We start from the raw sequence: 21,829 nt of genomic DNA, 5'->3' as shown, positions 1-21,829 counted from the left end.
GCAAGAAGGATGCCGCCGTGCGGAACGACGACGGCATCCGGTCCGACTCGCACATTCATGGCCGCTACCGCGGCCATGAACGGATGCCACCTGCTATTAGCCCAGCAGCTTCAGCACCTGCTGCGGCTGCGCGTTGGCCTGGGCCAGCACCGAGATACCCGCCTGTTCCAGCACCTGCGACTTGCTGAGGTTGGCTGTCTCCTGGGCGAAGTTGGCGTCCTGGATCGAGCTCTGCGACGACTGCAGGTTGGTCGACTGCGCGCTCAGCGTGGCGATGGTCGACTGGAAGCGGTTCTGCACCGCACCCAGGTCACTGGCCAGGTTGCTGACCGAGTTCAGCGCGGCATCGACGCCGGCGACCAGTGCGTTGGCGGAATCCACCGTCAGCACATTGCCGTTCTGCAGCGAACCGGTGACCGCGATCGCTCCCGTGGTCAGGCTGCTGCCGCTCAGCACGCCACCGGAAACCGCGCCCACTTCCATGGTGGAATTGGAGAACAGGTTGAAACCGTTCTGCGCACCATTGACCGAGGCGCTGACGTTCAGGCCGTTGGCATTGATGGTATCGACCAGCGACTGCACGCTGGAGAAGGTACCGGTGATTGCCGTGCCGTTGACCGTCAGCGCGGTGCCGGTCAGGGTGAGGCTGGAGGTCTCGGAGGCCGCATTGGTCGAGGTTTCCGAGGCGCCCGAGGTCAGCACGTTGCTACCGGTGGACAGGCCCAGCGTGGTAGCCGAGGAACCGCTGACGGTGACCGAACCGGTACCGGCGTTGGTCAGGGTCAGCTCGCCGTTGGCGTTGACCGAGGCGGTCACGCTGGAGCCGGTGCCGAGCTGGGTGTTGATCGCATTGGCCAGACCGCTGACCGAAGAGAAGGTACCGGTGACCGAGGTACCGGCGATGCTCAGGTTGCTGCCGGTGATGGTGTAACCGAACGCGCTGCTGATGTTGCCGCTGGAGGTCTGCGCGATCTGGCCGATCTGCGAGGACTGCACGCCCTGGCTCAGGTTCACGTCGATCGCCTGGCCCACGTTGGCGCCGATCTGGAACGACAGCGTACCGGCGCTGCCATTCAGCACGTTGGTGCCGTTGAAGCTGGTCTGGTTGGCGATGCGGGTGATTTCCTGCAGGCGCTGCTGCACTTCGGTATTGATCTGCTGGCGGTTGGACGCGCTGTAGGTGCCGTTGGCGGCCTGCACGGCCAGGTCGCGGATCGCCTGTAGGTTGGAGGTCACCTGGTTCAGGGCGGAGCCGGCCGTCTGCGCCAGATTGATGGCGTCGCTGGCGTTGTTGCTCGCCTGCGCCAGGCCACCGATCTGGGTCTGGAAGTTGGTGGCAATGGCGAAGCCCGCGGCGTTGTCGGCCGCGCTGTTGATCTTCAGGCCCGAGGACAGGCGCTCGGTGGCCTTGGCCAGGGCGCTCTGCGAGCCGTTCAGGTTGTTCTGCGCCACCAGGGACGAGATGTTGGTGTTGATGACCAGTGACATGTGATGTCTCCTAGGAATGGATTGGGCGGTTTGCTTGACTGACGTTTGATCCAGCGGGGTTCCGATCGCCGGATCACCAACCGCCTCGGGCATCTTTTCGGCCCTGCACGGAAATACTTGAGCGCGCAAGCCTGTCGCAGAACCGGGATTACGCTTCGCGGGCACCCCGGTCTGGCGGCTCCATCACCACGTCGATCTGCCGCCGGGTCTGCCGATGCCATTCGCGGCACCCGCCGTTCTGGCTATACCAGGGCCCGGCGTTGGCACCTCCCTTGCTTCCTCGTCCATGCCCATGCCGCGCGACGGTATTCCGACGCAACGGCATTCCATCGGCCACGCACGAGGCACCTTGATGCAGAACGACGAATCTCCTGTTGCGCAGAACCATGCCGAATTCCGCGAGCATCTCGACCGGCTGGCCATGGCTGTCGAACAGGCCGACTGGCGGCTCGCGATCGAGCGGGCGCAGGAAACTGCCACCTGGGCTTGGCTGCACAGTTGCGGCGTATTCGTATCGCCAGAGCTGGAGGCGCTGTTGCGACGCATTGGCCAGGCCCTGGGCGATGCCCAGCCCACGCCACCGGCAACGTCTTTAGCCGGCACCCGCCGCGTGCTGACCGTGCTCAGCAACGCCACCGAGATCGGCGGTCACACCCGGCTGGCGACGCGCTGGATCGACGCGGACAGGAAATCGCGCCATACCATCGTGCTGACCCGCCAGGACGGTTCACCGATACCGCCACGGATTGCGCAACTGATCGAAGATGGCCTGATCGAACTGGTCCAGCTCGATGCGAAATCGTTGATCGAACGCACGCTGCAACTACGCAACATCCTGGCTGCGGCCGATCACGTCGTACTGCACATCCACCCCAACGACATCCTGCCGAACCTTGCGCTGGCCGGCATGAGCCAGCCGCCGCATGTGCTGTTGGAGGATCACGCGGGCCATGTATTCTGGTTGGGCGCGACCATCTCCAACCTGGTGGTCTCGCTGGCCGAATCCACCGCACGGATCAGCGTTGCACGACGCGGCATCGCACCGAACCAGTTGAGCTGGGCACCGATTCCGATCGATGCCGACCGGCTGACCCCGGCGGCAGCCAGCAGCGAGATCCGCGCCCGTTTCGGCATTCCGCAAAACGCGGTGTTGCTGCTCTCGTCCGGCAGCGACTACAAGTTTGATCCCATCGACGGTGTCTCGCTGGCCAGGCTGATCGCCCCGGTGCTGCACGAGCGTCAGGACGTGCACCTGTTGCTGGTCGGCCCGGCGCAGGACGAGCAGATGGATACCTGGTCCGAACTGCCACTGGAGCGCGTACATTGCGCGGGCTACCTCACCGAGGCAGAGCTGGTTTCGTGTTATCACGCCTGCGACGTCTATCTGGACGCCTCGCCATTTCCCTCCAACACGGCGTTGCTGGAAGCCGCCGCGATCGGGCGCCCGGTGATCAAGTACGCACCCGAGAGCTGGCGGCAATGCGGCTTCAGCCAGGATCTGGATGCGATCCCGCCCCCCAGCTACCTGTGGTCCGATCCGGATGCCTACCGGCAGGCCCTGCTCGAACTGGTCGATCAGCCTGCTCACCGTGCGCAACGCGGAGCGTTCGCGCGCGATGCGGTCACGCGTTGCCACGGCCAGGCGAATTTCAGCATCGAGATCGAGCACGCCTATGCACGAGCCGCACGGCTGCCATTGATCGAGCCTGACCCAGAGCGCAGCGCACACCGCATCGAACTTCTGGACCAACTGCTGGCACAACTCGCCGGCAACCTCGATCAGCGCCAGCGGCAGAAGACCCTGATTGCGCTGCGGCCGATGAGCGAAGATGAAATCTATCGCGAATGGCTGGACTGGCGACGCCTCAGTCCGGCACAGGTAGCCCTGAGCGATTCGCTGTGCGCAGGATGCCGCGTGGATGTGGCCATAATCGACCACGGCGATGCCGCTGCGCTTGAGCGCACGCGCGACAGCCTGGCCGCGCAGTCGCGCGCGGCCGGCGACATCGTGATCCTGCCTGCAGCCGATGACTGGAACGCACAGCTCAACGCATTCGCCGCGGACAGCCCGGCCCAGGTGCTGCTGACCCTGCACGCTGGCGATACGCTGGGCGTCGATGCCATCCGGCTGCTGTCGGCACACTTTGCCGCCCGCCCGGACATGGCCTGCTGCTACGTCGACGAGGACAGCCTGGTCGACGGCGAGGCGGCCAAGCCAATTTTCAAGCCGGACCTGAACCTCGACCTGTTGCGCAGTTACCCCTACACCGGTCGACTGCTCGCGGTGCGGCTGGATGTACTGCGCGATCTGGGCGGTCTCAGCACGACATGGCGCGAACTGGGTCATTACGACCTGCTGTTGCGCATCATCGAGCGGCATGGCCGGCAGAGCGTCGGTCACCTGCCCGAAGTGCTGTACCGCCCGCAGCCCGCCTATGCGGCCTGGCTGTCATCGCCCGAGGTCACCGCGCACACGGCAGCCGTGGTCTCCGCCCATCTCGACCGGCTGGGCGTCGCGCATGAGATGCAGCCCGGTGCGCTGCCTGGCATCAACCGGGTGCGTTACCTGCATCCGCGACAGCCGCTGGTCTCGATCATCGTGCCCACCCGCGATCAGCTGCCGATGCTCAACGGTCTGCTCGACAGCCTGCTGGCCAAGACGGCTTACCCGAACTACGAGCTGCTGATCGTCGACAACGATAGCCAGGAACCCGCCGCCTGCGCCTATCTGGATGGCATCGAGCGGCTGCAGAGCGCGCAGCTGCGCGTATTGCGCTACCCGCACCCGTTCAATTACTCGGCGATCAACAATTTTGCCGCCACGCAGGCACGCGGCGAGTACCTGGTGCTGCTGAACAACGACACCGCGGTGCTGCAAGAAGACTGGATCGAGGCCTTGCTGCATCACGCCCAACGGCCGGAAGTCGGGATCGTTGGCGCCAAGCTGCACTACCCGGACGGCAACATCCAGCATGGCGGTGTGGTGCTTGGACTGCGCGGCCCGGCCGACCACCCCTTCATCGGCCAGCCGGCAGACGCCAACGGCTACATGCACCGGCTGCAGGTGGACCAAAACTACACTGCAGTCACCGCTGCCTGTCTGATGATCCGCAAGTCGGTGTACGAACAGGTCGGCGGCCTCGACGAGACGCAGTTCAAGGTCTCCTACAACGACGTCGACCTGTGTCTGAAGGTACACAGTGCCGGCTACCTCAACGTGTGGACGCCGTATGCACGCCTGATGCACGAAGGCAGCGTCAGCCAGCGCAAGGTCGATGTCACTGCCGCCCAGACCAAGCGCGAGCGCTTTCTGAAGGAACAGGAGACCATGTACGGCAAATGGTTGCCGCTGCTGGCGCGCGACCCGGCCTACAGCCCCAACCTCAGTCTCAACGGCAACGGCTTCGACCTGGACAAGCGGCGCATGCCGGCCTGGCAGCCGTTCGCCAGGCCATTGCTGCCGCGCCTGTTCTGCGTGCCTGCCGATCACCATGGCTGCGGTCACTACCGCATCATGCAGCCGTTCCTGGCACTGCAGCGCGAGCGCCAGGCCGAAGGAGCGATCGCCGAGATCCACCTACAGCACATCGACATGGAGCGCTATGCACCGGACTCGATCGTGCTGCAGCGTCAGCTCACCGCGAACCAGCTGGAGGTACTGCGCCGGTATCGCGAGTTCAGCCGTGCCTTCAAGGTGTACGAACTGGACGATTACCTGCCCAACGTCCCACTGAAGAGCATCGCCCACGGCACCCTTCCCAAGGACATCCTGAAAGCGCTGCGCAAGGCCGTGGCGCTGACTGATCGCTTCGTGGTGTCGACCGCGCCGCTGGCCGAACAGTTCGCCGGTTTCCACGAAGACATCCGGGTAGTGCGCAATCGGCTGCCGACAGACTGGTGGGACAACCTGGAGAGTACCCGCCGTACCGGCCGCAAGCCCCGCGTGGGCTGGGGTGGCGGCTCCAGTCATCGCGGCGACCTTGAGTTGATCGCCGATGTGGTGCGCGATCTGGCCGACGAGGTCGAATGGGTGTTCTTCGGCATGTGCCCCGACAAGCTCAAACCCTATGTGCACGAGTTCCACAGCGGCGTGCCGATCGCCGACTATCCGGCCAAGCTGGCTTCGCTGAACCTGGACCTCGCCCTGGCCCCGCTGGAGGACAACCTGTTCAACGCCTGCAAGAGCAATCTGCGGTTGCTCGAATACGGCGCCTGCGGCTTCCCGGTGATCGCCAGCGACATCGAGTGCTATCGCGACAACCTGCCCGCCACCCTGGTCAAGAACCGCTACCGCGACTGGATCACCGCGATCCGCGAGCACCTGTCCGATCTCGACGCCACCGCACGGGCAGGCGACCGGCTGCGCGACGAGGTACAGCGCGACTGGATGCTGCGCGGCGAACATCTCGAGGCGTTCCGCCAGGCCTGGCTGCCGGACTGATCCCGCAGAGTCGTGGCCACACCGGAAACTGAGAAACGCCCCTGCATGCAGGGGCGTTTCTCTGTCCGGCGATGGCAACCGGGTCGGGTTATTGCAGGTAGTTGAACAGGCTCAGCGACTTCACCGCGGCGAAGCTCTGCTGCGAGGCCTGCAGCGCCGCCGATTGCAGGCTAAGGTTGCTGATCGCACTGTAGGCGTCGACGTTCTGCACGTTGGACAGTGCCGACTGGTAAGTCACGCCCAGGCTCGAGTATGCAGTGCTCTGCTGGTTGAGCTCGTCGATGCGGCCGCCGACCTGCACCTGGACATTGCTGACCGTGCCCAGCGCCTGGTCCAGCGACTCGAGCTGGCGGTTCATGGTGTTGGTGATCTGGGTATTGCTGCCGGACCCCTGCAGCGCATTGATCATCTGGTTGAGCGTGCTGAAGATGTCCTGCTTCTGGTTGGCCTGCACCGTCACCGTATCGCCGGCGGCTGGCGTACCGCTGAGGCTGACCGACATGCCGTCGAAACTGATGCTGCCGGTACTGCTGCTGTAGGTGCCGGTGATCGGGTTCCCGCTGGCGTCGTTCACCGGATTGCCGCTGGCATCAGCCACGGTCCAGTTGCCGCTGGCGTCGAAGCTGATCGTGAACTGACCGCCGGCAGCGCTTTCGGCGGCTTTCCAGGCGGCGGGGTCGGTGACGCTGTTCGAACCGACCACCAGCGTGCCGGTGTTGGCGCTGCCCGCGCTGGCCACGAAGCTGCCGTTGCCGGCGGGAATGTTCATGAACACCGCGCTGCCGGCATCGCCGGTGGGGATCTGCAGTCCACTGCCGATCAGCGCCATCTGCTGCGTGGCATTGCCCTGGTAACTCACCGAACCGTCGGCGTTCTGCGAGAACGGCACCGTGGTGTTGCTGGTGCCGGCGAACAATGCGTTGCCGTTGGCGTCGGTCGTGTTCGCGTATTGCAGCAGCTGGTTGCGCACCTGCACCAGGTTGCCGGCAATGCTCGCGCGATTCTGCGACGACATCGAGCCGTCCATCGCACTGAGTGCCAGCGACTGCGCACGATCGAGCAGGTTGGTGACCGAGCTCAGCGTGCTGCTCTCGGTGGAAAGCCGGGTATTGGCGGCATTGATGCCGCTGGTATAGCCGTTGTTCTGCGCCAGCGTATGGTCGATGGCCACGATCTGCGCCGCACCGGTCGGGTCGTCGGACGCGACATTGATGCGCTTGCCCGTGCTCACCTCGTTCTGCGTCTGCGCCAGCGTACTTTGCTGCGACAGCATGGTGTTGACCGACTGCTGGTAATGCCAGAGTGTGGATATGCGCATGTCGATTACGCCTGGATCGCGGTGAGCAGACTGGAGAACAAGGTCTGGGCGGTGGAAATGATGTGCGCGGCCGCCTGGTATGCCTGCTGGTACTGCACCATGTTGCTCGCTTCCTGATCGAGGTTGACGCCTGACACGCTCTGCTGTGCCGAGACCGCCTGGTTGTTCAGTGCGGTCTGCACGGTCAGGTCGCTGGATGCCTGACTGCCGGCATCGCCGATCTGGGTGGTGAGGTTGGCGTAGGCATCCACGATCGAGGTCTTGCCGCTATTGAGCACGCCGGTACCGCTCATCGCCGCCATGCTCAGGGCGTTGCTGTTGTCGGCCAGGCCGCTGGTATTCGCGGCCACCGCGAAACTGTCGCCCGCGGCCGGCGTGCCACTCAGGGTCAGGCTCCAGCCATTGGCCGTGATCGCCTGACCGCTGCTGTAGCTGCCACTGGACAACACATTGCCTGAGCTGTCGGTCACCTGGTAACTGCCGGCAGTGGGAAAGCTCACCGTGGCGCTGCTGAGCAGGTTCGTATGGGTCGGATCGGTCACCGTGATCGCACTGACTGCCGCACTACCGGTATTGCTGCTGGACGCGGTAGTGGTGAGTGCGGCAGCGGCGGCAATGCCGTTGGGGTCGGTCATGCTGACACTGATTCCGCTGGCCGCGTTGCGGGTCGGTTCGATCTTGTAACTGTCACCGGCCTGGGCCGTACCCGAGACGTTGAAAGTCAGACCGGCGGCGGACAGCGAGCCGTTCGCGTTGGTGGTCAGGGCCACGCTCTGCCCTGCCGTGGTGGCCAGGTTCCACTGGCTGCCGTTGTAGCTAAGCACGTAGTCCGAACCGGTAAGGGCAGACGGATCGCTGATGCTGGCCGCGACCGTGGCGCTGCCCTGGTTGGCCGAGGAGGCACTCACGCCCGGCGACGGCACGCTGAAAATCGCGGCGCCCTGCTGGCCATTGAGATCGAGGCCCTTGGACTGCTGCGTGTTGACGCTGGAAGCCAGCCCCACGGCCGCCAGACCCAGCTGGTTCTGCGCCGGCACCAGCACATTGCTGCGATAGGTCAGCAGCGCACCCAGCGTTCCGCCGCTGAGCTTGCCGGTGATGTCGGTACCGGTGTTGTCCATCACGTCGGTGGTGGTCGCGTCATAGGCGTTCGGCCCAGTCGACAGCGCGTAGGCATTGGAGCCGCTGACCAGGCTCTGGCCCGTGTTGGTGAACACGTTGATGCTGCCGTCGGTGTTGAAACTGGTACTGACGCCGAGATAGCCCGACAAGGTGTTGACCAGGGTGTCGCGCTGGTCCAGCAGCGCGTTCGACGCACTGCTGCCGGAACCGGCCTGCACGATCTGCTGGTTCAGCTTGGCGATGCTCGAAGCCGTGCTGTTGATGCTGTCGACGGTCTGCGCAACCTGCGTGTTGATCGAGCTCTGCTGCTGGTCGAACTGCTGCGCCAGGGTATTGAAGTTGCTCGCCAGCGAACTGGCTGAACCCAGCACGGCCAATCGGTTCGAACTGCTGTCGGCCGAACCGGCCAGAGTGTTGAACGAGGTGTAGAAGTTGTCCAGCGAGGTCTGCAGGTTGCCGCTGCTGCTGAGCGTGCTGTTCAGCGTCGTGGCCAGGTCGTTGTAGGTGGTGGAACCCTGCAGGCCGGAGTTGCTGGTCCACATCGCCGTGGTGAGGAACTGGTTGTAGGCCCGCTGCACCGCGGTGACGTTGACGCCGCCACCGATGGTGAGGTTGCCGATGGTCGCCCCAACCTGCTCGGTCTGCACCGTGCTCTCGCGGCTGTAACCGGTTGTGCTCGAGTTGCTGATGTTGTTGCTGATGGTGTTCAGCGCGAGCTGGGCGGCGTTGAGCCCGGAGGTACCAATGGCGAGCATATTGGACATGGATGAAGGTCTCGCTTGAAGCAGATCGAGATCTGCCGGGTTCAGTGTCAAAGAGTCGGCGTGGGGTCGGCTTTCTTGAGTGCGGCCAGCGCCTGGCGCATCAGCGGGCTGTTGGCGATCGCGTCGAGCTTGCTGGCATAACCCGGGTCGGTGGCATAACCGCCCTGGACCAGCCCGCGGGCGAACGCCGCCACGTCGTCGCCGTGGTTGCGGGCGGCGGCGTAACGGGGGTTGTCGCCGATCAGGCGGGCGTAGTCGCTGAACGAGGCCGCGGGCGATTCGTAGGCACGGAACTGCGCCTGCCGGCGCACCGCCACGCCACCCTCGAATTCCAGCGTCGGCACACTGACGCGACCGCCGTCCCAGTCGGAGCTGGCCTTCATGCCGAACATGTTGTTGCTGCTGGCGCCGTCGGCCTGTACCGGCATGCGCTGCCCCCACTGGGTCTCCAGTGCCGCCTGCGCCAGCACCGCGCGCATCGACACGCCCAGCTTGCGCGCTGCCGATTCGGCATAGGGCGCCAGTTCGCGCACGAATTCCTTGGCATCCTGCGGCAGCCAGCGCATGACCCGGCGCCCCACGGCGCGGGTGGCATCGAGCACCGAACCCAGCCGCTGGCGCCAGTCGTCGGCCGCTACCGGTGCGGCATCGGCGCCGGCGATACCCGCGGCCACGCCCTCGCCGGCAGCGGTCTTGCCACTGCCGGAGGCTCCGGTCGACCCGCCCAGCTGGCGTTCCAGCATCTGCGCGATGCCCAACCCGCGGCCGTGCGCGCTCAGGGTCACCGCCAGCTGCTGGTCGTACATGTCGCGCCAGGCGTCGCCGGCCTGGCTGTCGAAAATGCCGTCGCCCATGCCGGCTTCGCGCATGGACTTCAGCATCATCTGGGTGAAGATCGCCTCGAACTGCCGCGCCACCACCGGCAACGCGGCCTTGCTGTCGGTCTGCGCGGTCTGGCGTAGCGCGTTGAACCCGGACAGGTCGGTCCAGGTATCGACGTTCTGCAGCGTGCCGGCAGACAGCCCCATCTCAGATCACCACCAGCTGCGCATGCAGCGCGCCGGCCTGCTTGAGTGCCTGCAGGATCGAGATCAGGTCGCTGGGCGAAGCCCCGACCTGGTTCACCGCGCGCACGATGGTGTCCAGGCTCACGCCCGGCCCGAACTTGAACATGTGCGCGCCGTTTTCGCTGACCTTGACGCTGCTGTTGGGCACCACCGCGGTCTGCCCCTTGCTGAACGGACCGGGCTGGCTGACCTGCGGCTGCTCGCTGATGGTCACCTCGATCGAGCCGTGCGCCACCGCCGCCGCGCTGACCGTGACGTTGGAGCTGATCACCACCGTACCGGTGCGCGCATTGACCACCACCCGCGCGGGCGCCGAGCCCGGCTGCACATCCAGCGATTCGATCGCGCTCAGCCAGGCGACGCTCTGCGACGGGTCCTGCGGAGCGCGTACGCTGACCGAGCCGCCGTCGATGGCCTGCGCGGTACCGGCGCCGTAGGCATGGTTGATCGCCTGCACGATGCGCGCCGCCGTGGTGAAGTCCGGCGTGTTGAGATCAAGCACGATGTCGCCGCCATGGTCGTAGTGCGCGATCACGCCGCGCTCGACTGTGGCGCCGCTGGGAATCCGTCCGCTCGAGGCGATGTTCACCTGCACGCTGGAACCGCTCTTGCCCTGTGCGCTGACGCCACCGACCACCACGCTGCCCTGTGCCATCGCATACACACGGCCATCGGCACCGCGCAGCGGTGTCATCAGCAACTCGCCGCCGCGCAGGCTCTTGGCATTGCCGATCGAGGCCACGGTCACGTCGATAGTCTGGCCGGGCTTGATGAAGGCCGGCAGCTGCGCCGTCACCGTCACCGCCGCGGCATTCTTCAGCTGCGGCTTCACCGAGGCAGGCACGGTGACACCGAACTGCTGCAGCATGTTCTCCAGGCTCTGGGTGGTGAACGGCGCCTGGGTGGTCTGGTCGCCGCTGCCCTGGAGGCCGACCACCAGGCCGTAGCCGATCAACTGGTTGCTGCGCACCCCGGCCACCTGGACCAGGTCCTGGATCTTGTCCGCACGTACCTTCGCGGGCACGACGGCCAGACCCACGCCGAGCACCAGTGCGGCGCAACGCAGGGATGCAGCCAGGCGGCGACGCCATGACGGGGCAGCGCTCGTGATCATCAGAACGGCATCCACTTGGAGCTGAAGAAGCGCGACAGCCAGCCCTGCGTGTTCGCATCGGCCAGGGCACCGCGTCCGGTATAGGTGATGCGGGCATCGGCCACGCGAGTCGACGGCACGCTGTTGTCGGGCTGGATATCCTGCGGACGCACGATGCCCGAGACGCGGATCAGCTCGCGTCCCTGGTTGATCGTCACCCACTTCTCGCCGCGTATCACCAGGTTGCCGTTGGACAGGCGCTGCGCCACCGTCACGGTGATCTCGCCGGTCAGCTGGTTGCTCTGACTGCTGTCGCCGGAACCGGCGAAGGTGCGGTCGCCGCTGGTGCCGATCGATGCCGGGCTGCCGTTGAAAGTGAGCGCATGGCCGAGCAGGGTCGGCGCCCCCAGACTGGTGACGTCCTTCTTGCTGGTATCGGTGGTGGCCTTCTTGCTGGCCTGCATGTTCTCGACCAGGGCCACGGTGAGGATGTCGCCGACGCGGTGCGCACGCGGATCGGTGAACAGCTCCATGTTCTGCCCAGCCTGGTAGATCGCACCGTCGGTCGGCGCCGCCGTGGGCGGCGGCGGCGGCGGCGTAGGTGCCCATGCCGCATCGTCGTGCCGCGAAGGCATCGACATGCAGCCGGTAAGCAGCAGCAGGCCCAGCAGGGGCAGGCAACGCGGCAGGAAGGATCGCGTGATCATCGGGGTGCTCACATCTTGGTGGTCAGATCCTGCAGCATCTGATCGACGCTGCTGATCGCCTTGGAATTCATCTCGTAGGTACGCTGCGTCTCGATCATGTCCACCATCTGTTCGACGACGTCGACGTTGGACGATTCGAGCGAGCCCTGCTGCAGCGAACCCATGCCGTTGAGCGAGGGCTGACCCGTCTGCGGCGAACCGCTGGACGCGGTCTCCAGGTACAGGTTCTGGCCCATCGGCTGCAGTCCGGCCGGGTTGACGAAGTCGGCCAGCTGGATCGTGCCCACCTGTACCGGTGTGGTGGAGCCTGCGGTGGTGGCCGACACCGTACCGTCGGTGCCGATGGTGATGCTCTGCACGCCGCTGGGCAGGGTGATCGACGGCGAGATCGGGTAGCCGTCGCCGGTCACCAGCTGGCCGTTGGCGTCGGTGTGCAGCGAGCCGTCACGGGTATAGGCGACACTGCCGTCCGGCATGCTCACCTGCAGGAAGCCACGCCCCTCGATCGCCACGTCCAGCGAGTTGCCGGTCTGCTCGATGCTGCCCTGGGTGAACAGCTTCTCGGTACCGGACACGCGCACGCCGGTACCCAGCATCAGGCCGGTTGGCGACTCCGTCTGCTGGGTGGTCTGGCCACCCGGCTGACTCTGGTTCTGGTACATCAGGTCCTCGAACGAAGCGCGGCCGCTCTTGAACGCGGTCGTGTTGGCGTTCGCCAGGTTGTTCGAGATCACGTCCATCCGCGTCTGCTGCGCGTCCAGGCCGGTCTTGGCGATCCACAGTGAAGAAAACATCGTGCGCTCCTGACTTGGGATGCGGGCGGACTATCAGTTCGCCTGCAGAAGTTTGTTGGCGGAATCGGCGTCGTTCTCGGCGCTCTTGATCGACTGCATCTGCATGTCGTACTGCCGCGACAACGCGATCATGCGCACCAGCTCGGACGACGGATCGACGTTGCTGCCCTCAAGCTGGCCCGAGACCAGGGTGACCTGGTCGCTGGCCTGGGCGGCGTTGCCGTTGCTCATGTGCATCAGTCCATCCGGCCCCAGCACCATCTGCGACGGATCGGGATCGACCAGCTTGATCCTGTCCAGCGTGGCCATGGTGTTCGGCCCCTGGCCCAGCGGCACGGTGGAGATGGTGCCGTCGCTACCGATGCTGATCTGCTGGCTGTCGGGCAGGCTGATCGGACCGGAATTGCCGATCACCGGGTCGCCCTTGGCATCGGTCAACTGGCCGTCGGCGGTGAGCTGCAGGTTGCCGGCGCGCGTATAGGCCTCGCTGCCATCCGGCGCCTGCACGGCGATCCAGCCCTGCCCCTGTACGGCAACGTCGAGCGAGCGACCGGTGGAGATCATCGGCCCCTCGGTCATCTTCTCGCCGACACCCTGGGCCACCGTGTTGATGCGCGACGCTTCGCCCGGCCCGAGCACGGGCACGGGCTGAAAAGCGCTCAGCTCGCTCTTGAAGCCAACCGTGGACGCATTGGCCAGGTTGTTGCTCACCGCGTCCTGCGCGCGCAGGATCTGCGCGGCACCGGTCATGGCTACATAGATCGAGCGGTCCATGGCGCCGTCCGCTTAGCGGGAAACCGCGTTGAACAAGGTGGTCGTCAGCGTGTTGTCGGTGCCCAGCACCTGCGCGTTGGCCTGGTAGGCCTGCTGCGCCTGGATCATCGCCACCAGCTGCGCCGTGGTATCGGACGTGTTCGAGCTTTCCAGCGCACCCGACTGGATGCTGCCGAATTCACCGGTGTCGGCGGTACCCATGATCGGCACGCCCGAGTCGGTGCTCGACGCCCAGGTGGTATTGCCCAGCTGACGCAGGCCCTGCTCGTTGGTGAAATTGGCCACCGCGACCTGACCCAGCTGGCTGCTCTTGCCGTTGGAGTAGTACGCAGTCACCACACCCTTGCTGTCGATGTCGATGTTCGACAGGGTGCCGGCCTCGTAACCGTTCTGATTGATCGTGCCTGCCGAATAGCTGGTGCCGAACTGGGTGACGCTGCTGGCGTCGAGGGTCAGCGTCAGCGGACTGGAACCATTGCCCAGGTTGACCGCATTGAAGGCCAGCTGACCACTGGACGGCGAGGCCAGGGTGCCCGACGAACCGAAGGTGAGCGCCTGCGTGCCGGCACTCTGGCCGTCGACGTAAAGATTGGCGTTCCAGGTATTGGTACCGGTCTTCACGTAGTAGACGGTGGCCTGGTGCGAGCCGCCCTGCGAGTCGTACACCGTCACCGGCTGCGCGTCGTTGTAGCTGGTGGAGTCGGTAGGGCTGAACGGCGTGGTGGTCGGCACGCTGTCGCTGGCCGACAGGTTGGAGCTCAGCGTGATCGTGGAGGTGGCCTGCGCCGTGCTCTGCGTCGTCATCAGCTTCAGGTCGCTCAGCGTGCTGGTGTCGAAACCGCCGGCGCCGTTCGGCGGGTAGATCTGCAGGTTGGCGCCTTCGGGGGTCTGCACGTAGCCGTCCGCGCTTTCCTGGAAGTCGCCCGCACGGGTGTAGACCGGGCCGTTGCCGCTGTTGACGACGAAGAAGCCGTTGCCGCTGATCGCCATGTCCAGGCTGTTGCCGGTGGTGCTGATGTCACCCTGGGTGAACTGCTGCGCCACTTCCTGCAGGTGGGCACCACTGCCGACCGCGGTCGCGCTGAGGTTGAGCCCGGTCACCGCGAAAATGTCGCCGAACTCGGCGCGCGAGCCCTTGAAGCCGGCCGTGTTGGCGTTGGCGATGTTGTTGGAAATGACGTTGAGGTCGGACTGCGCCGCGTTGATGCCGCTGAGCGTGGTATTCAGAGCCATGATGCGTTCCTCGAAATGATGAAGATGCCCGGGTCGTCGCCGGCGTCAGAGAATCTGAGCCACCTGGCTCAACGAAACATCGCCCACGCCCGCCACCTGCAGGGTGGTACCCGCGGTGGTACCGCCGTAGCCGACGCTGGTCACGGTGCCGGCGACATAGGTGTTCAGTGCCGTGCTGCCGCTGCTCGCGCTCACCGTGTAGTTGCCGCTCGGCAAGGCGTTGCCGTTGTCGTCCTTGCCGTCCCAGCTGAAGTTGGACATGCCTGCGTTCTGCGTGCCGAGCTGGATCGTCCGCACCACGTTGCCTGCCGAGTCGGCGATCTGCACCGTCACCGGACCGGCGCTGGTCACCTGCACGCCACCGTTCATCGCGCTGCCGCTGTAGGCCAGGTTGCTCGACGGCACCAGCACGGAGCGGTCCAGCAGGTTGGACGAGCTCAGCATCTGGTTGGTCTGGGTGGCGCTGGAAACATTGTTGCTGAGCGTGGTGAGGTCGGTATCCAGCTTCTGCGTCGCCGACAGCTGGCTGAACTGCGCCATCTGCGAGACGAACTGCGAGTTGTTGACCGGGTTGGTCGGGTCCTGCGCCTGCAGCTGCGCCGTCATCAGCTTGAGGAAGTCGGCTTGCGACATCGTGCTGGAAAGCGCCGAGCTGACGGACGAACCCGACGACGTGCTGGCGGTGCTGTTGGTATTGATCGTGGTCACGGTTTGCTCCGTCTGGACTAGTTGCCGAGGCTTAAGGTCTTGAGCATCAACTGCTTGGTGGTGTTCATCACCTCGACGTTGTTCTGGTAGGAACGCGAGGCGGAAATCATGTTGACCAGCTCGTCGACCGGGTTGACGTTGCTGCTGTAGACATAGCCGTTGGCGTCGGCCATCGGGTTGCCCGGCTCGTACTGGCGCTGGATCGGGGCATTGCTCTGGGTAATGCCGTCGACCTTGACGCCGACCGAGCCGTCGCCGGCATCGGTGGCGCTGCCGGCCTGCGCGGCCATGCTGGCGTCCTGCTGCACCACCGAGAACACCGGCTCGCGCGAGTGGTAGGCGGCCTGCGCCGAACTCGCCACGCTGTTGGCATTGGCCAGGTTGCTGGCCACCACGTTGAGGCGCAGTGACTGCGCCGCCATGCCCGAGCCGGCGATGTTGAAGATATTGGTAAGCGACATGGCCTCAGTTCCCCGTGATGGCGGTGCGCAGCATCTGGATCTGCGCGGTGATGAAGGACAGGCTGGCCTGGTAGTGCACGCTGTTCGACGCGAACGCGGCTTCCTCGACCTGGGTATCGACGGTGTTGCCGTCCATGCTCGGCTGGGTCGGAATGCGATAGGAAAGCGGCATGTCGCCTGATGTGACCGGCTGGATCTGGTCGGACGACGTCGTGCTCAGCGGCAGTGCCGTCTGCGCATTGCTGGTGCCGGCGAGCACCTTGCGGAAATCGATGTCACGCGCGAGATAGCCCGGGGTATCCGCGTTCGCGAGGTTGCTGGACAGCACCTCCGCACGCTTCTCCCACAGGGCCAGTGCCTGTGTGTGCATGCCGAAAAGGTTGTCGAGACTGCTCATGTTGACTCCACGCGGCCTGGCCGGTGGTAGTCGTGTGGCAATTAGCGTGCCATGCGCCCGGAAACCGCGCAGCGGCGCGGTCTGGCAGCGCACGGCCGGGACCGTGCATCAGGCAGGAGTCGGAATCCCGACGCGTTGGCGGGTCAGTCCGGGAACAGCTCCAGCACGGCGCGGGCCAGTACATCGGGCTGGAATTTGGCGACAAAGCGGTCGGCGCCGACTTCGCGCACCAGGGCTTCGTTGAAAACCCCACTGAGCGAGCTGTGTAGCAACACTTTCATCGAACGCAGGCCAGGCGTCTCGCGGATAGCGCGGGTCAGCGCATAGCCGTCCATGCGTGGCATTTCGATATCCGACACGACCAGCCCCACACCTTCCCCGGCGGGGCCTTCGGCCATCTCCAGCAGCCGGTCCAGCGCCTCGCGGCCGTCCTGCGCCACCACGCACTCGATACCCATCTGCCGGAAAAAATCCACGACCTTGCGCCGGGCCACCGTCGAATCGTCGGCCACCAGCACCCGGCACGGCGCGGATGAGCGCCCGGCCATGACGTTCTGCAGGCTGTCCGACAGCACCGCCGGCGTCTCGTCCAGACTGGCCAGCACATGCTCGACATCGACCACCGCGATCAGCGCGCCGTCCACCCGCGTCACGCCGTTGACGCGCGAACCGAAGCCCAGCGCGGCGGCAGGTGCCGCCATCGACTCACCCTCGCAATGCACGATGCGCAGCGGGTCGGCGACCAGGAAGCCCTGCACGCTGCGGCTGAACTCGGTGACGATCAGGTGCGCGGACGGCTCGTCGCGCAACGAGGGATACCCCAGCGCCAGAGCCAGATCGATCACCGGGATGGTCTGGCCACGATAGTCGCAGCTTCCGGCCAGCAGCTCGTGCGCCTTGGGCATGCGCTCCAGCGGCGGCCGACGCAGCACCTCGCGCACCTTGAACACATTGATCGCGAAAAGCTGCTCGCCACCCACACGGAAAAGCAGCATCGCCATCCGGTTGTGCCCGGCAAGGCGGGTATAGCGCTCCACATTTTCCAGCAACGTACCTGCCATCGCGACATCCAACCGGTTCGACTCGCATGGCTATCGGCCACGCGCGCCACCACTTGAGCCCCGTTCGGCGGCACCCCGGTGGGCCGCCGACATGCCACGGCGGTGCTGGCACGCGCGTTGCTTGCTCAAGTTCCAGGGGATTCCGACGATTCTTGAGAGTCCCTCCCACTTTCAGGAAGTGTCGCATCCATGCCCTTCATCCGGAGCCAGCACCTTGCCGCCATGATCCAGGCCCTCGCCAGCGATGACGAGGCCGGATTCGAACTGCTCTCGAAGCGGCACCCCCAGTTGTCGCAGCTGTTGGCACCGCTGCTCGCGCGGCTGGAACACACGCCCAGCGGCGTTGCCCTGCAGACGCTGGAGCAGCAGAGCCTGTTGCTGAACGCCTCGCAGAGCCTGATCCGCGAACAGGAGACACTGGAACAGGCCATCGCCGAAAGCCGCAACAGCGTCGATCGTTTGACGGAGTCCGGCGCCGGGATCTCGACGATGCTCGGGCAGGCCCGCAGCGGCGTCGACCAAGCCCGCACCGTCGGCGCCCAGGCACAGACCAGCGTAAGCGAACTGGACGGACAGGTCCGCCTGACCCGCACCGCGCTGTCCGCGCTCAACCGCAACCGCGACCGGCTGGCCGAGCAGGTCGGCGAGATCCGCCGGCTCACCGCTTGCGTGCAGGAGCTGGCACACCAGACCAACCTGGTCGCCCTGAACGCCGCCATTGAAGCAGCGCGCGCGGGCGAGGCGGGCCGCGGCTTCGCCGTGGTCGCCGACGAGGTCAAGCAACTGGCCGAGAAAACCACCCAGTCCACCGCCGAGATCGAAGCAGTGGCCGGTGCCATCGGCGAGTTCTCGCAGCAGCTGGATGGCGACGTCCAGCACGGCCTGAAGCAACTCGAACGCGCGCAGAACAGCATCAGCGCGGCCGAAACCACACTGCGCCAGGGTGACGAAGCCGCGCAGACCGCCACCGAGCGGCTGCGGACCGCCCAGCAGAACCACGATGCCCAGCACGCCCGCGCGGTCGCCGCGCAGACATCGCTCGGGGTCCTGCGCCGACGCGCCCAGGAAGCACGCCGCCATGGCGAGGCCATGTCGCGCGGGGCCGTACTCACCCACCACCTCGGACTGGACTGGCTGGACAGCCTGGGCGGCAACGATATCGCCAGCCTCAGCCTGACCGTGCGCGAGTCGGTGCTGGCGCTGCGCCAGGCGATGGACCTGACCCTGCGCGAACCGACCTCGCTGGATCGTCGCTGGTTCGATACCCGCGCCCTGCGCCGCGCGATCGACCAGCTGGCGGCACAGTATCCGGATAATCCGGCCTCGGCCATGCTGCGCGAAGCGGGCAGCCGGCTGGGCGAACACGGCCAGACCTTCGCCAACCTGATGGGCGATGGCAACGTCGACCAGGCCAAGCCGCTGCCCGACCGGATCGAAGCCGAGCGCGAAGCGATCCAGCAGCAGCTCGGCTCCCTGCTGGCAGCTTCCGCTTCATGAGCATGCGGCATGTCACCCTCACCCTGGCCGCGTGCGCGCTGCTGGCGGCCGTACCGCTGCATGCCGCTGCGGTGCAGTCGCCGCAGAGCCTGCGCCAGGCCGCCGAAACCTGGCTGCGCACACAGCTTGGGCGCAGCGGCAACCGGGTCGAGGTGCATGCCGATCCGCTGGACAGCCGCCTGCGCCTGCCGGCCTGTCCGGCCCACCTGCAGATTTCGATGCCCGCCGGCACGCGGATCACTTCGCGCATCGGGGTGGAAGTGCACTGCCCGGTCGCCAGCGGCTGGCGCATCCGCATCCCGGTCCGGGTACATCTGTACCGGAGCGTGCTGGTGACCACCCGCCCGCTGCAACGCGGCGATGGCATCCGCCCGGGCGACGTTCGTACTGAACAGCGCGACGTGACCCGGCTGGGCTATGGTTACATCGCTCAGGTCAACCAGGTCAGCGGCCGGACCCTGTCCAGGCCGGTGAGCGCCGGCAGCGTACTGATTCCTGGCGACCTGGCCACCCGGATCGCGGTACGGTCCGGCGACCAAGTGCAGTTGATCGCCAACCTGGGCGGCGTTCAGGTTCGCGCCAGCGGGGTGGCCCTGGGCAGCGGCGACGTCGGCGCCCGGCTGCTGGCGCGCAACGACAGCTCGGGACGCACCGTGACGGCGGTGGTGCAATCCCCCGGCGTGCTGGCGGTGCTGCCCTGATGCGCCAACTGCCCTTAAAGTTTTCCCGCGCGACGCCGATAGTCTGATCTGAAAGGCCGAAGATCCCATTAGGACACGCCATGAATACCACCATTACATCGAACGGATTGCCGCTTCCGCCGCAAACCAAGAGCAGCCAGGGCAGCGGTACCCAGCAGGGCGCCAGCACCTCCACCGAAAGCACTTCGGCGACAGCCGGTGCCGGTAGCGACAGCCTGAAGCTGACCGCTTCGGCCCAGTCGCTGCAGGACGTCGCCAAGGCCGGCAGCGGTCAGCAAGTGAACACCCAGCGGGTGGAGCAGATCCGCCAGTCGCTGGCCAACGGCACTTACCAGATCAACCCCGGACACATCGCCGATCGCCTGATCTCGATCGAAGGCCAGCTTTCCAGCAAGTCATGAGCGCGTCGCTGCGAGCCGAGATGGACGAAGCGCTGTCCGCCGTACTCGCGGACATGCACGCTACCGCAGGCGCCCTGTTGCAGGCGCTGGCGGACGAGCGCCAGGCACTCGACGTGGCCGATCCGGCCGCGCTCAATCGTGCCGGCGACGGCAAGCAGGCCTCGCTGAAGCGACTGGAAGAGCTGGACGTCGAGCGCCTGCAACTGCTGCGCGAAATCGATACCCCGCGTACCGCCGAGCAGAATGCATGGCGCACGGTGCTGCGGATCCTGCGCGAGTGCCAGCGCGGCAACCAGCGCAACGGCATCATCATCGGCAAGCGCCTGGAACATGTGCGTGGCGCACTCGCGGTGCTCACCGGAAATCAACCCGACACGACTCTGTACGACCCTGCCGGCCTGGTTCGCCATGGCGGTCGCTCGCTGCCATTGGCGCGAGCATGACGAACGGCCGCCGTCGCCATGCGACAGGCGGAAACTCCCACGGCGGGTCGCTCCCGCCCGCGTCCCCATGATGACCGCATGAACAGAAACGCAGCAGCAGCCCCCGATGCCAACGCCGCCGCGGCGGAGGCCCCACTCCCCATCGTGCGTATCCCGATGCTGGACCGCGACCACCAGTTGGTCGCCTACGAACTGGTGCTGCAATCGGACGGCAGCGACGACGAGACAGCCATGCACCGGCTGCTCTCGATCATCATCGACGGCTCGATCAAGCAGCTCAGCCGCGGCAACCTGGTGTTCCTGCGCCTGTCCCGCAAGCTGATGATGGAGCAGAGCGATTTCGTGCTCCGCCAGCCGTACATCGGCCTGGTGGTGACGCCCGACGATGCCGCCGACGAGGCCTTGCTGGCCCACCTGACCCAGCTGTCGCAACGCGGCTGCACCCTGCTGCTCGACTTGGGTAACCACGCGCTGCCGGCCTCGGACGACGAGCCCCTGGGCAAGCTGCTGGGCCAGGTACAGTTCGCCCGGCTCGATGCCGGCCACCTCGACCCCGCCACCCTGGCGGAGCGCTGCCAGCAGCTGCACCGACGCCACCTCAAGGCGGTGGCCGGCGAGGTCGAGGACCATGCCATCTGCCACCGCTGCATGGAACTGCCGTTCGCCGCGATCCAGGGCGGCTACCTGCTGGTGCCGGAAAAAGTCGACGTGCCGGTGCTCAGCGCCAACCGCCTAAGCGTGCTGCGGCTGTTGCGCGCCATGCAGGAAGAAAAGGGCGGCCCGGTCGAGCTGGGCCAGATCATCCGCAACGACGCCATCCTCAGCTACAAGCTGCTCGGCTGCGTCAATTCGGCTTATTTCGCCCTGCCCTGCCGGATCAAGTCGGTGGAGCAGGCGGCGATCTTCTTCGGCATGACCCGGTTGCGCAACTGGATCGCCACGCTGACCCTGAGCGGCATGAGCGACAGTCCGCCCGAACTGCTACGTGCCGCATTGATCCGCGCGCAGATGTGCGAGGAACTAGCCGAGGCCCAAGGCATGCCCAAGCCACAGCGCGAAATGGCGTTCACCGCCGGCCTGTTCTCGTTGCTGGACAGCCTGATGTGCGTGCCGATGGATTTCCTGATCCAGCAGCTGCCACTGGAACCGGAAATCCGCGATGCACTAGTCGAACGCAGCGGCCCCTATGCGCCACTGCTGGAACAGGTGACGCAATGGGAAAGCGGCAAGATTCGCAGTGGACAGGATGCCCAGCCCATGCAGATCCGTCGGCTGGCCGGGGCCTACTTCAAGGCCACGAGCTGGGCCGACCACGTCTACACCTTCGCCGAAGGCCGGGCCGCCTGAGCAGCGGCCAGC

The 21,829-nt window shown here is 65.9% G+C and carries 19 protein-coding genes; 6 read left to right on the top strand and 13 right to left on the bottom strand.

Features of this window, described 5'->3' with window-relative positions:
- Positions 1–96: 96 nt before the first annotated feature.
- Positions 97–1,488, bottom strand: a complete 1,392-nt coding sequence (locus tag RA164_RS03875) for a flagellin N-terminal helical domain-containing protein (protein ID WP_329742662.1) — start codon at positions 1,486–1,488, stop codon at positions 97–99.
- Positions 1,489–1,840: 352 nt separating this feature from the next.
- Between RA164_RS03875 and RA164_RS03870 the strand changes: the two genes are divergently transcribed.
- The gene (locus tag RA164_RS03870) at positions 1,841–5,929 is read left to right on the top strand and encodes a glycosyltransferase (RefSeq protein ID WP_329742661.1); all 4,089 of its coding nucleotides are present in this window, start codon (positions 1,841–1,843) and stop codon (positions 5,927–5,929) included.
- Between the two features lie 88 nt (positions 5,930–6,017).
- On the opposite strand, the gene flgL is transcribed toward RA164_RS03870, so the two are convergent.
- The 12 genes from flgL to RA164_RS03810 all read right to left on the bottom strand — a co-directional run bounded on the left by flgL (position 6,018) and on the right by RA164_RS03810 (position 17,428).
- On the bottom strand, positions 6,018–7,247 hold the full coding sequence (flgL, locus tag RA164_RS03865; RefSeq protein ID WP_329742660.1) for a flagellar hook-associated protein FlgL: 1,230 nt from the start codon (positions 7,245–7,247) through the stop codon (positions 6,018–6,020).
- A 5-nt stretch (positions 7,248–7,252) separates the two neighbouring features.
- Positions 7,253–9,133 (bottom strand): flagellar hook-associated protein FlgK, encoded by a 1,881-nt coding sequence (flgK, locus tag RA164_RS03860; protein ID WP_329742659.1) that lies wholly within the window; start codon positions 9,131–9,133, stop codon positions 7,253–7,255.
- Between the two features lie 47 nt (positions 9,134–9,180).
- Entirely contained in the window at positions 9,181–10,161 is a 981-nt protein-coding gene (gene flgJ / locus RA164_RS03855; RefSeq protein WP_329742658.1) for a flagellar assembly peptidoglycan hydrolase FlgJ, read from the bottom strand.
- Position 10,162: 1 nt separating this feature from the next.
- Positions 10,163–11,314 (bottom strand): flagellar basal body P-ring protein FlgI, encoded by a 1,152-nt coding sequence (locus tag RA164_RS03850; protein ID WP_329742657.1) that lies wholly within the window; start codon positions 11,312–11,314, stop codon positions 10,163–10,165.
- The gene (gene flgH, locus RA164_RS03845; protein ID WP_329742656.1) at positions 11,314–12,000 is read right to left on the bottom strand and encodes a flagellar basal body L-ring protein FlgH; all 687 of its coding nucleotides are present in this window, start codon (positions 11,998–12,000) and stop codon (positions 11,314–11,316) included. The genes RA164_RS03850 and flgH overlap by 1 nt, the downstream gene beginning before the upstream one ends.
- Positions 12,001–12,008: 8 nt before the next feature.
- Positions 12,009–12,794: a flagellar basal-body rod protein FlgG gene (gene flgG, locus RA164_RS03840; RefSeq protein WP_329742655.1), complete on the bottom strand. Its 786-nt coding sequence runs from the start codon at positions 12,792–12,794 to the stop codon at positions 12,009–12,011.
- Positions 12,795–12,827: 33 nt separating this feature from the next.
- The gene (gene flgF, locus RA164_RS03835; protein ID WP_329742654.1) at positions 12,828–13,568 is read right to left on the bottom strand and encodes a flagellar basal-body rod protein FlgF; all 741 of its coding nucleotides are present in this window, start codon (positions 13,566–13,568) and stop codon (positions 12,828–12,830) included.
- 12 nt (positions 13,569–13,580) lie between these two features.
- Complete coding sequence (gene flgE / locus RA164_RS03830) at positions 13,581–14,801, bottom strand: flagellar hook protein FlgE (protein WP_329742653.1); 1,221 nt, start codon at positions 14,799–14,801, stop codon at positions 13,581–13,583.
- Positions 14,802–14,846: 45 nt separating this feature from the next.
- Complete coding sequence (locus RA164_RS03825; RefSeq protein WP_329742652.1) at positions 14,847–15,509, bottom strand: flagellar hook assembly protein FlgD; 663 nt, start codon at positions 15,507–15,509, stop codon at positions 14,847–14,849.
- A 17-nt stretch (positions 15,510–15,526) separates the two neighbouring features.
- A complete protein-coding gene (gene flgC / locus RA164_RS03820) occupies positions 15,527–15,970 on the bottom strand; it encodes a flagellar basal body rod protein FlgC (protein WP_329742651.1) in 444 nt (147 codons plus the stop codon).
- Between the two features lie 4 nt (positions 15,971–15,974).
- Entirely contained in the window at positions 15,975–16,367 is a 393-nt protein-coding gene (flgB, locus tag RA164_RS03815; protein WP_329742650.1) for a flagellar basal body rod protein FlgB, read from the bottom strand.
- A 143-nt stretch (positions 16,368–16,510) separates the two neighbouring features.
- Positions 16,511–17,428 carry a chemotaxis protein gene (locus RA164_RS03810; RefSeq protein WP_329742649.1) on the bottom strand — a complete coding sequence of 306 codons (918 nt, stop codon included), beginning with the start codon at positions 17,426–17,428 and terminating at the stop codon, positions 16,511–16,513.
- Between the two features lie 189 nt (positions 17,429–17,617).
- Between RA164_RS03810 and RA164_RS03805 the strand changes: the two genes are divergently transcribed.
- From RA164_RS03805 to RA164_RS03785, 5 genes are all read left to right on the top strand, one after another.
- On the top strand, positions 17,618–18,925 hold the full coding sequence (locus tag RA164_RS03805) for a methyl-accepting chemotaxis protein (RefSeq protein ID WP_329742648.1): 1,308 nt from the start codon (positions 17,618–17,620) through the stop codon (positions 18,923–18,925).
- The gene (gene flgA / locus RA164_RS03800) at positions 18,922–19,626 is read left to right on the top strand and encodes a flagellar basal body P-ring formation chaperone FlgA (RefSeq protein WP_329742647.1); all 705 of its coding nucleotides are present in this window, start codon (positions 18,922–18,924) and stop codon (positions 19,624–19,626) included. The genes RA164_RS03805 and flgA overlap by 4 nt, the downstream gene beginning before the upstream one ends.
- 80 nt (positions 19,627–19,706) lie before the next feature.
- On the top strand, positions 19,707–20,027 hold the full coding sequence (gene flgM, locus RA164_RS03795; protein WP_329742646.1) for a flagellar biosynthesis anti-sigma factor FlgM: 321 nt from the start codon (positions 19,707–19,709) through the stop codon (positions 20,025–20,027).
- Positions 20,024–20,470: a flagella synthesis protein FlgN gene (locus RA164_RS03790; protein WP_329742645.1), complete on the top strand. Its 447-nt coding sequence runs from the start codon at positions 20,024–20,026 to the stop codon at positions 20,468–20,470. The genes flgM and RA164_RS03790 overlap by 4 nt, the downstream gene beginning before the upstream one ends.
- A 78-nt stretch (positions 20,471–20,548) precedes the next feature.
- Positions 20,549–21,817, top strand: coding sequence for an EAL and HDOD domain-containing protein (locus tag RA164_RS03785; protein ID WP_329742644.1), 1,269 nt, complete (start codon positions 20,549–20,551; stop codon positions 21,815–21,817).
- Positions 21,818–21,829 lie beyond the last annotated feature (12 nt).

Origin of the sequence: Dyella sp. A6 (assembly GCF_036320485.1) — a bacterium.
Lineage (GTDB): Bacteria > Pseudomonadota > Gammaproteobacteria > Xanthomonadales > Rhodanobacteraceae > Rhodanobacter_A > Rhodanobacter_A aluminiiresistens.
The sequence above is the reverse complement of the archived record's forward strand: the minus strand, read 5'-3'. Positions and strand labels throughout refer to the sequence as shown.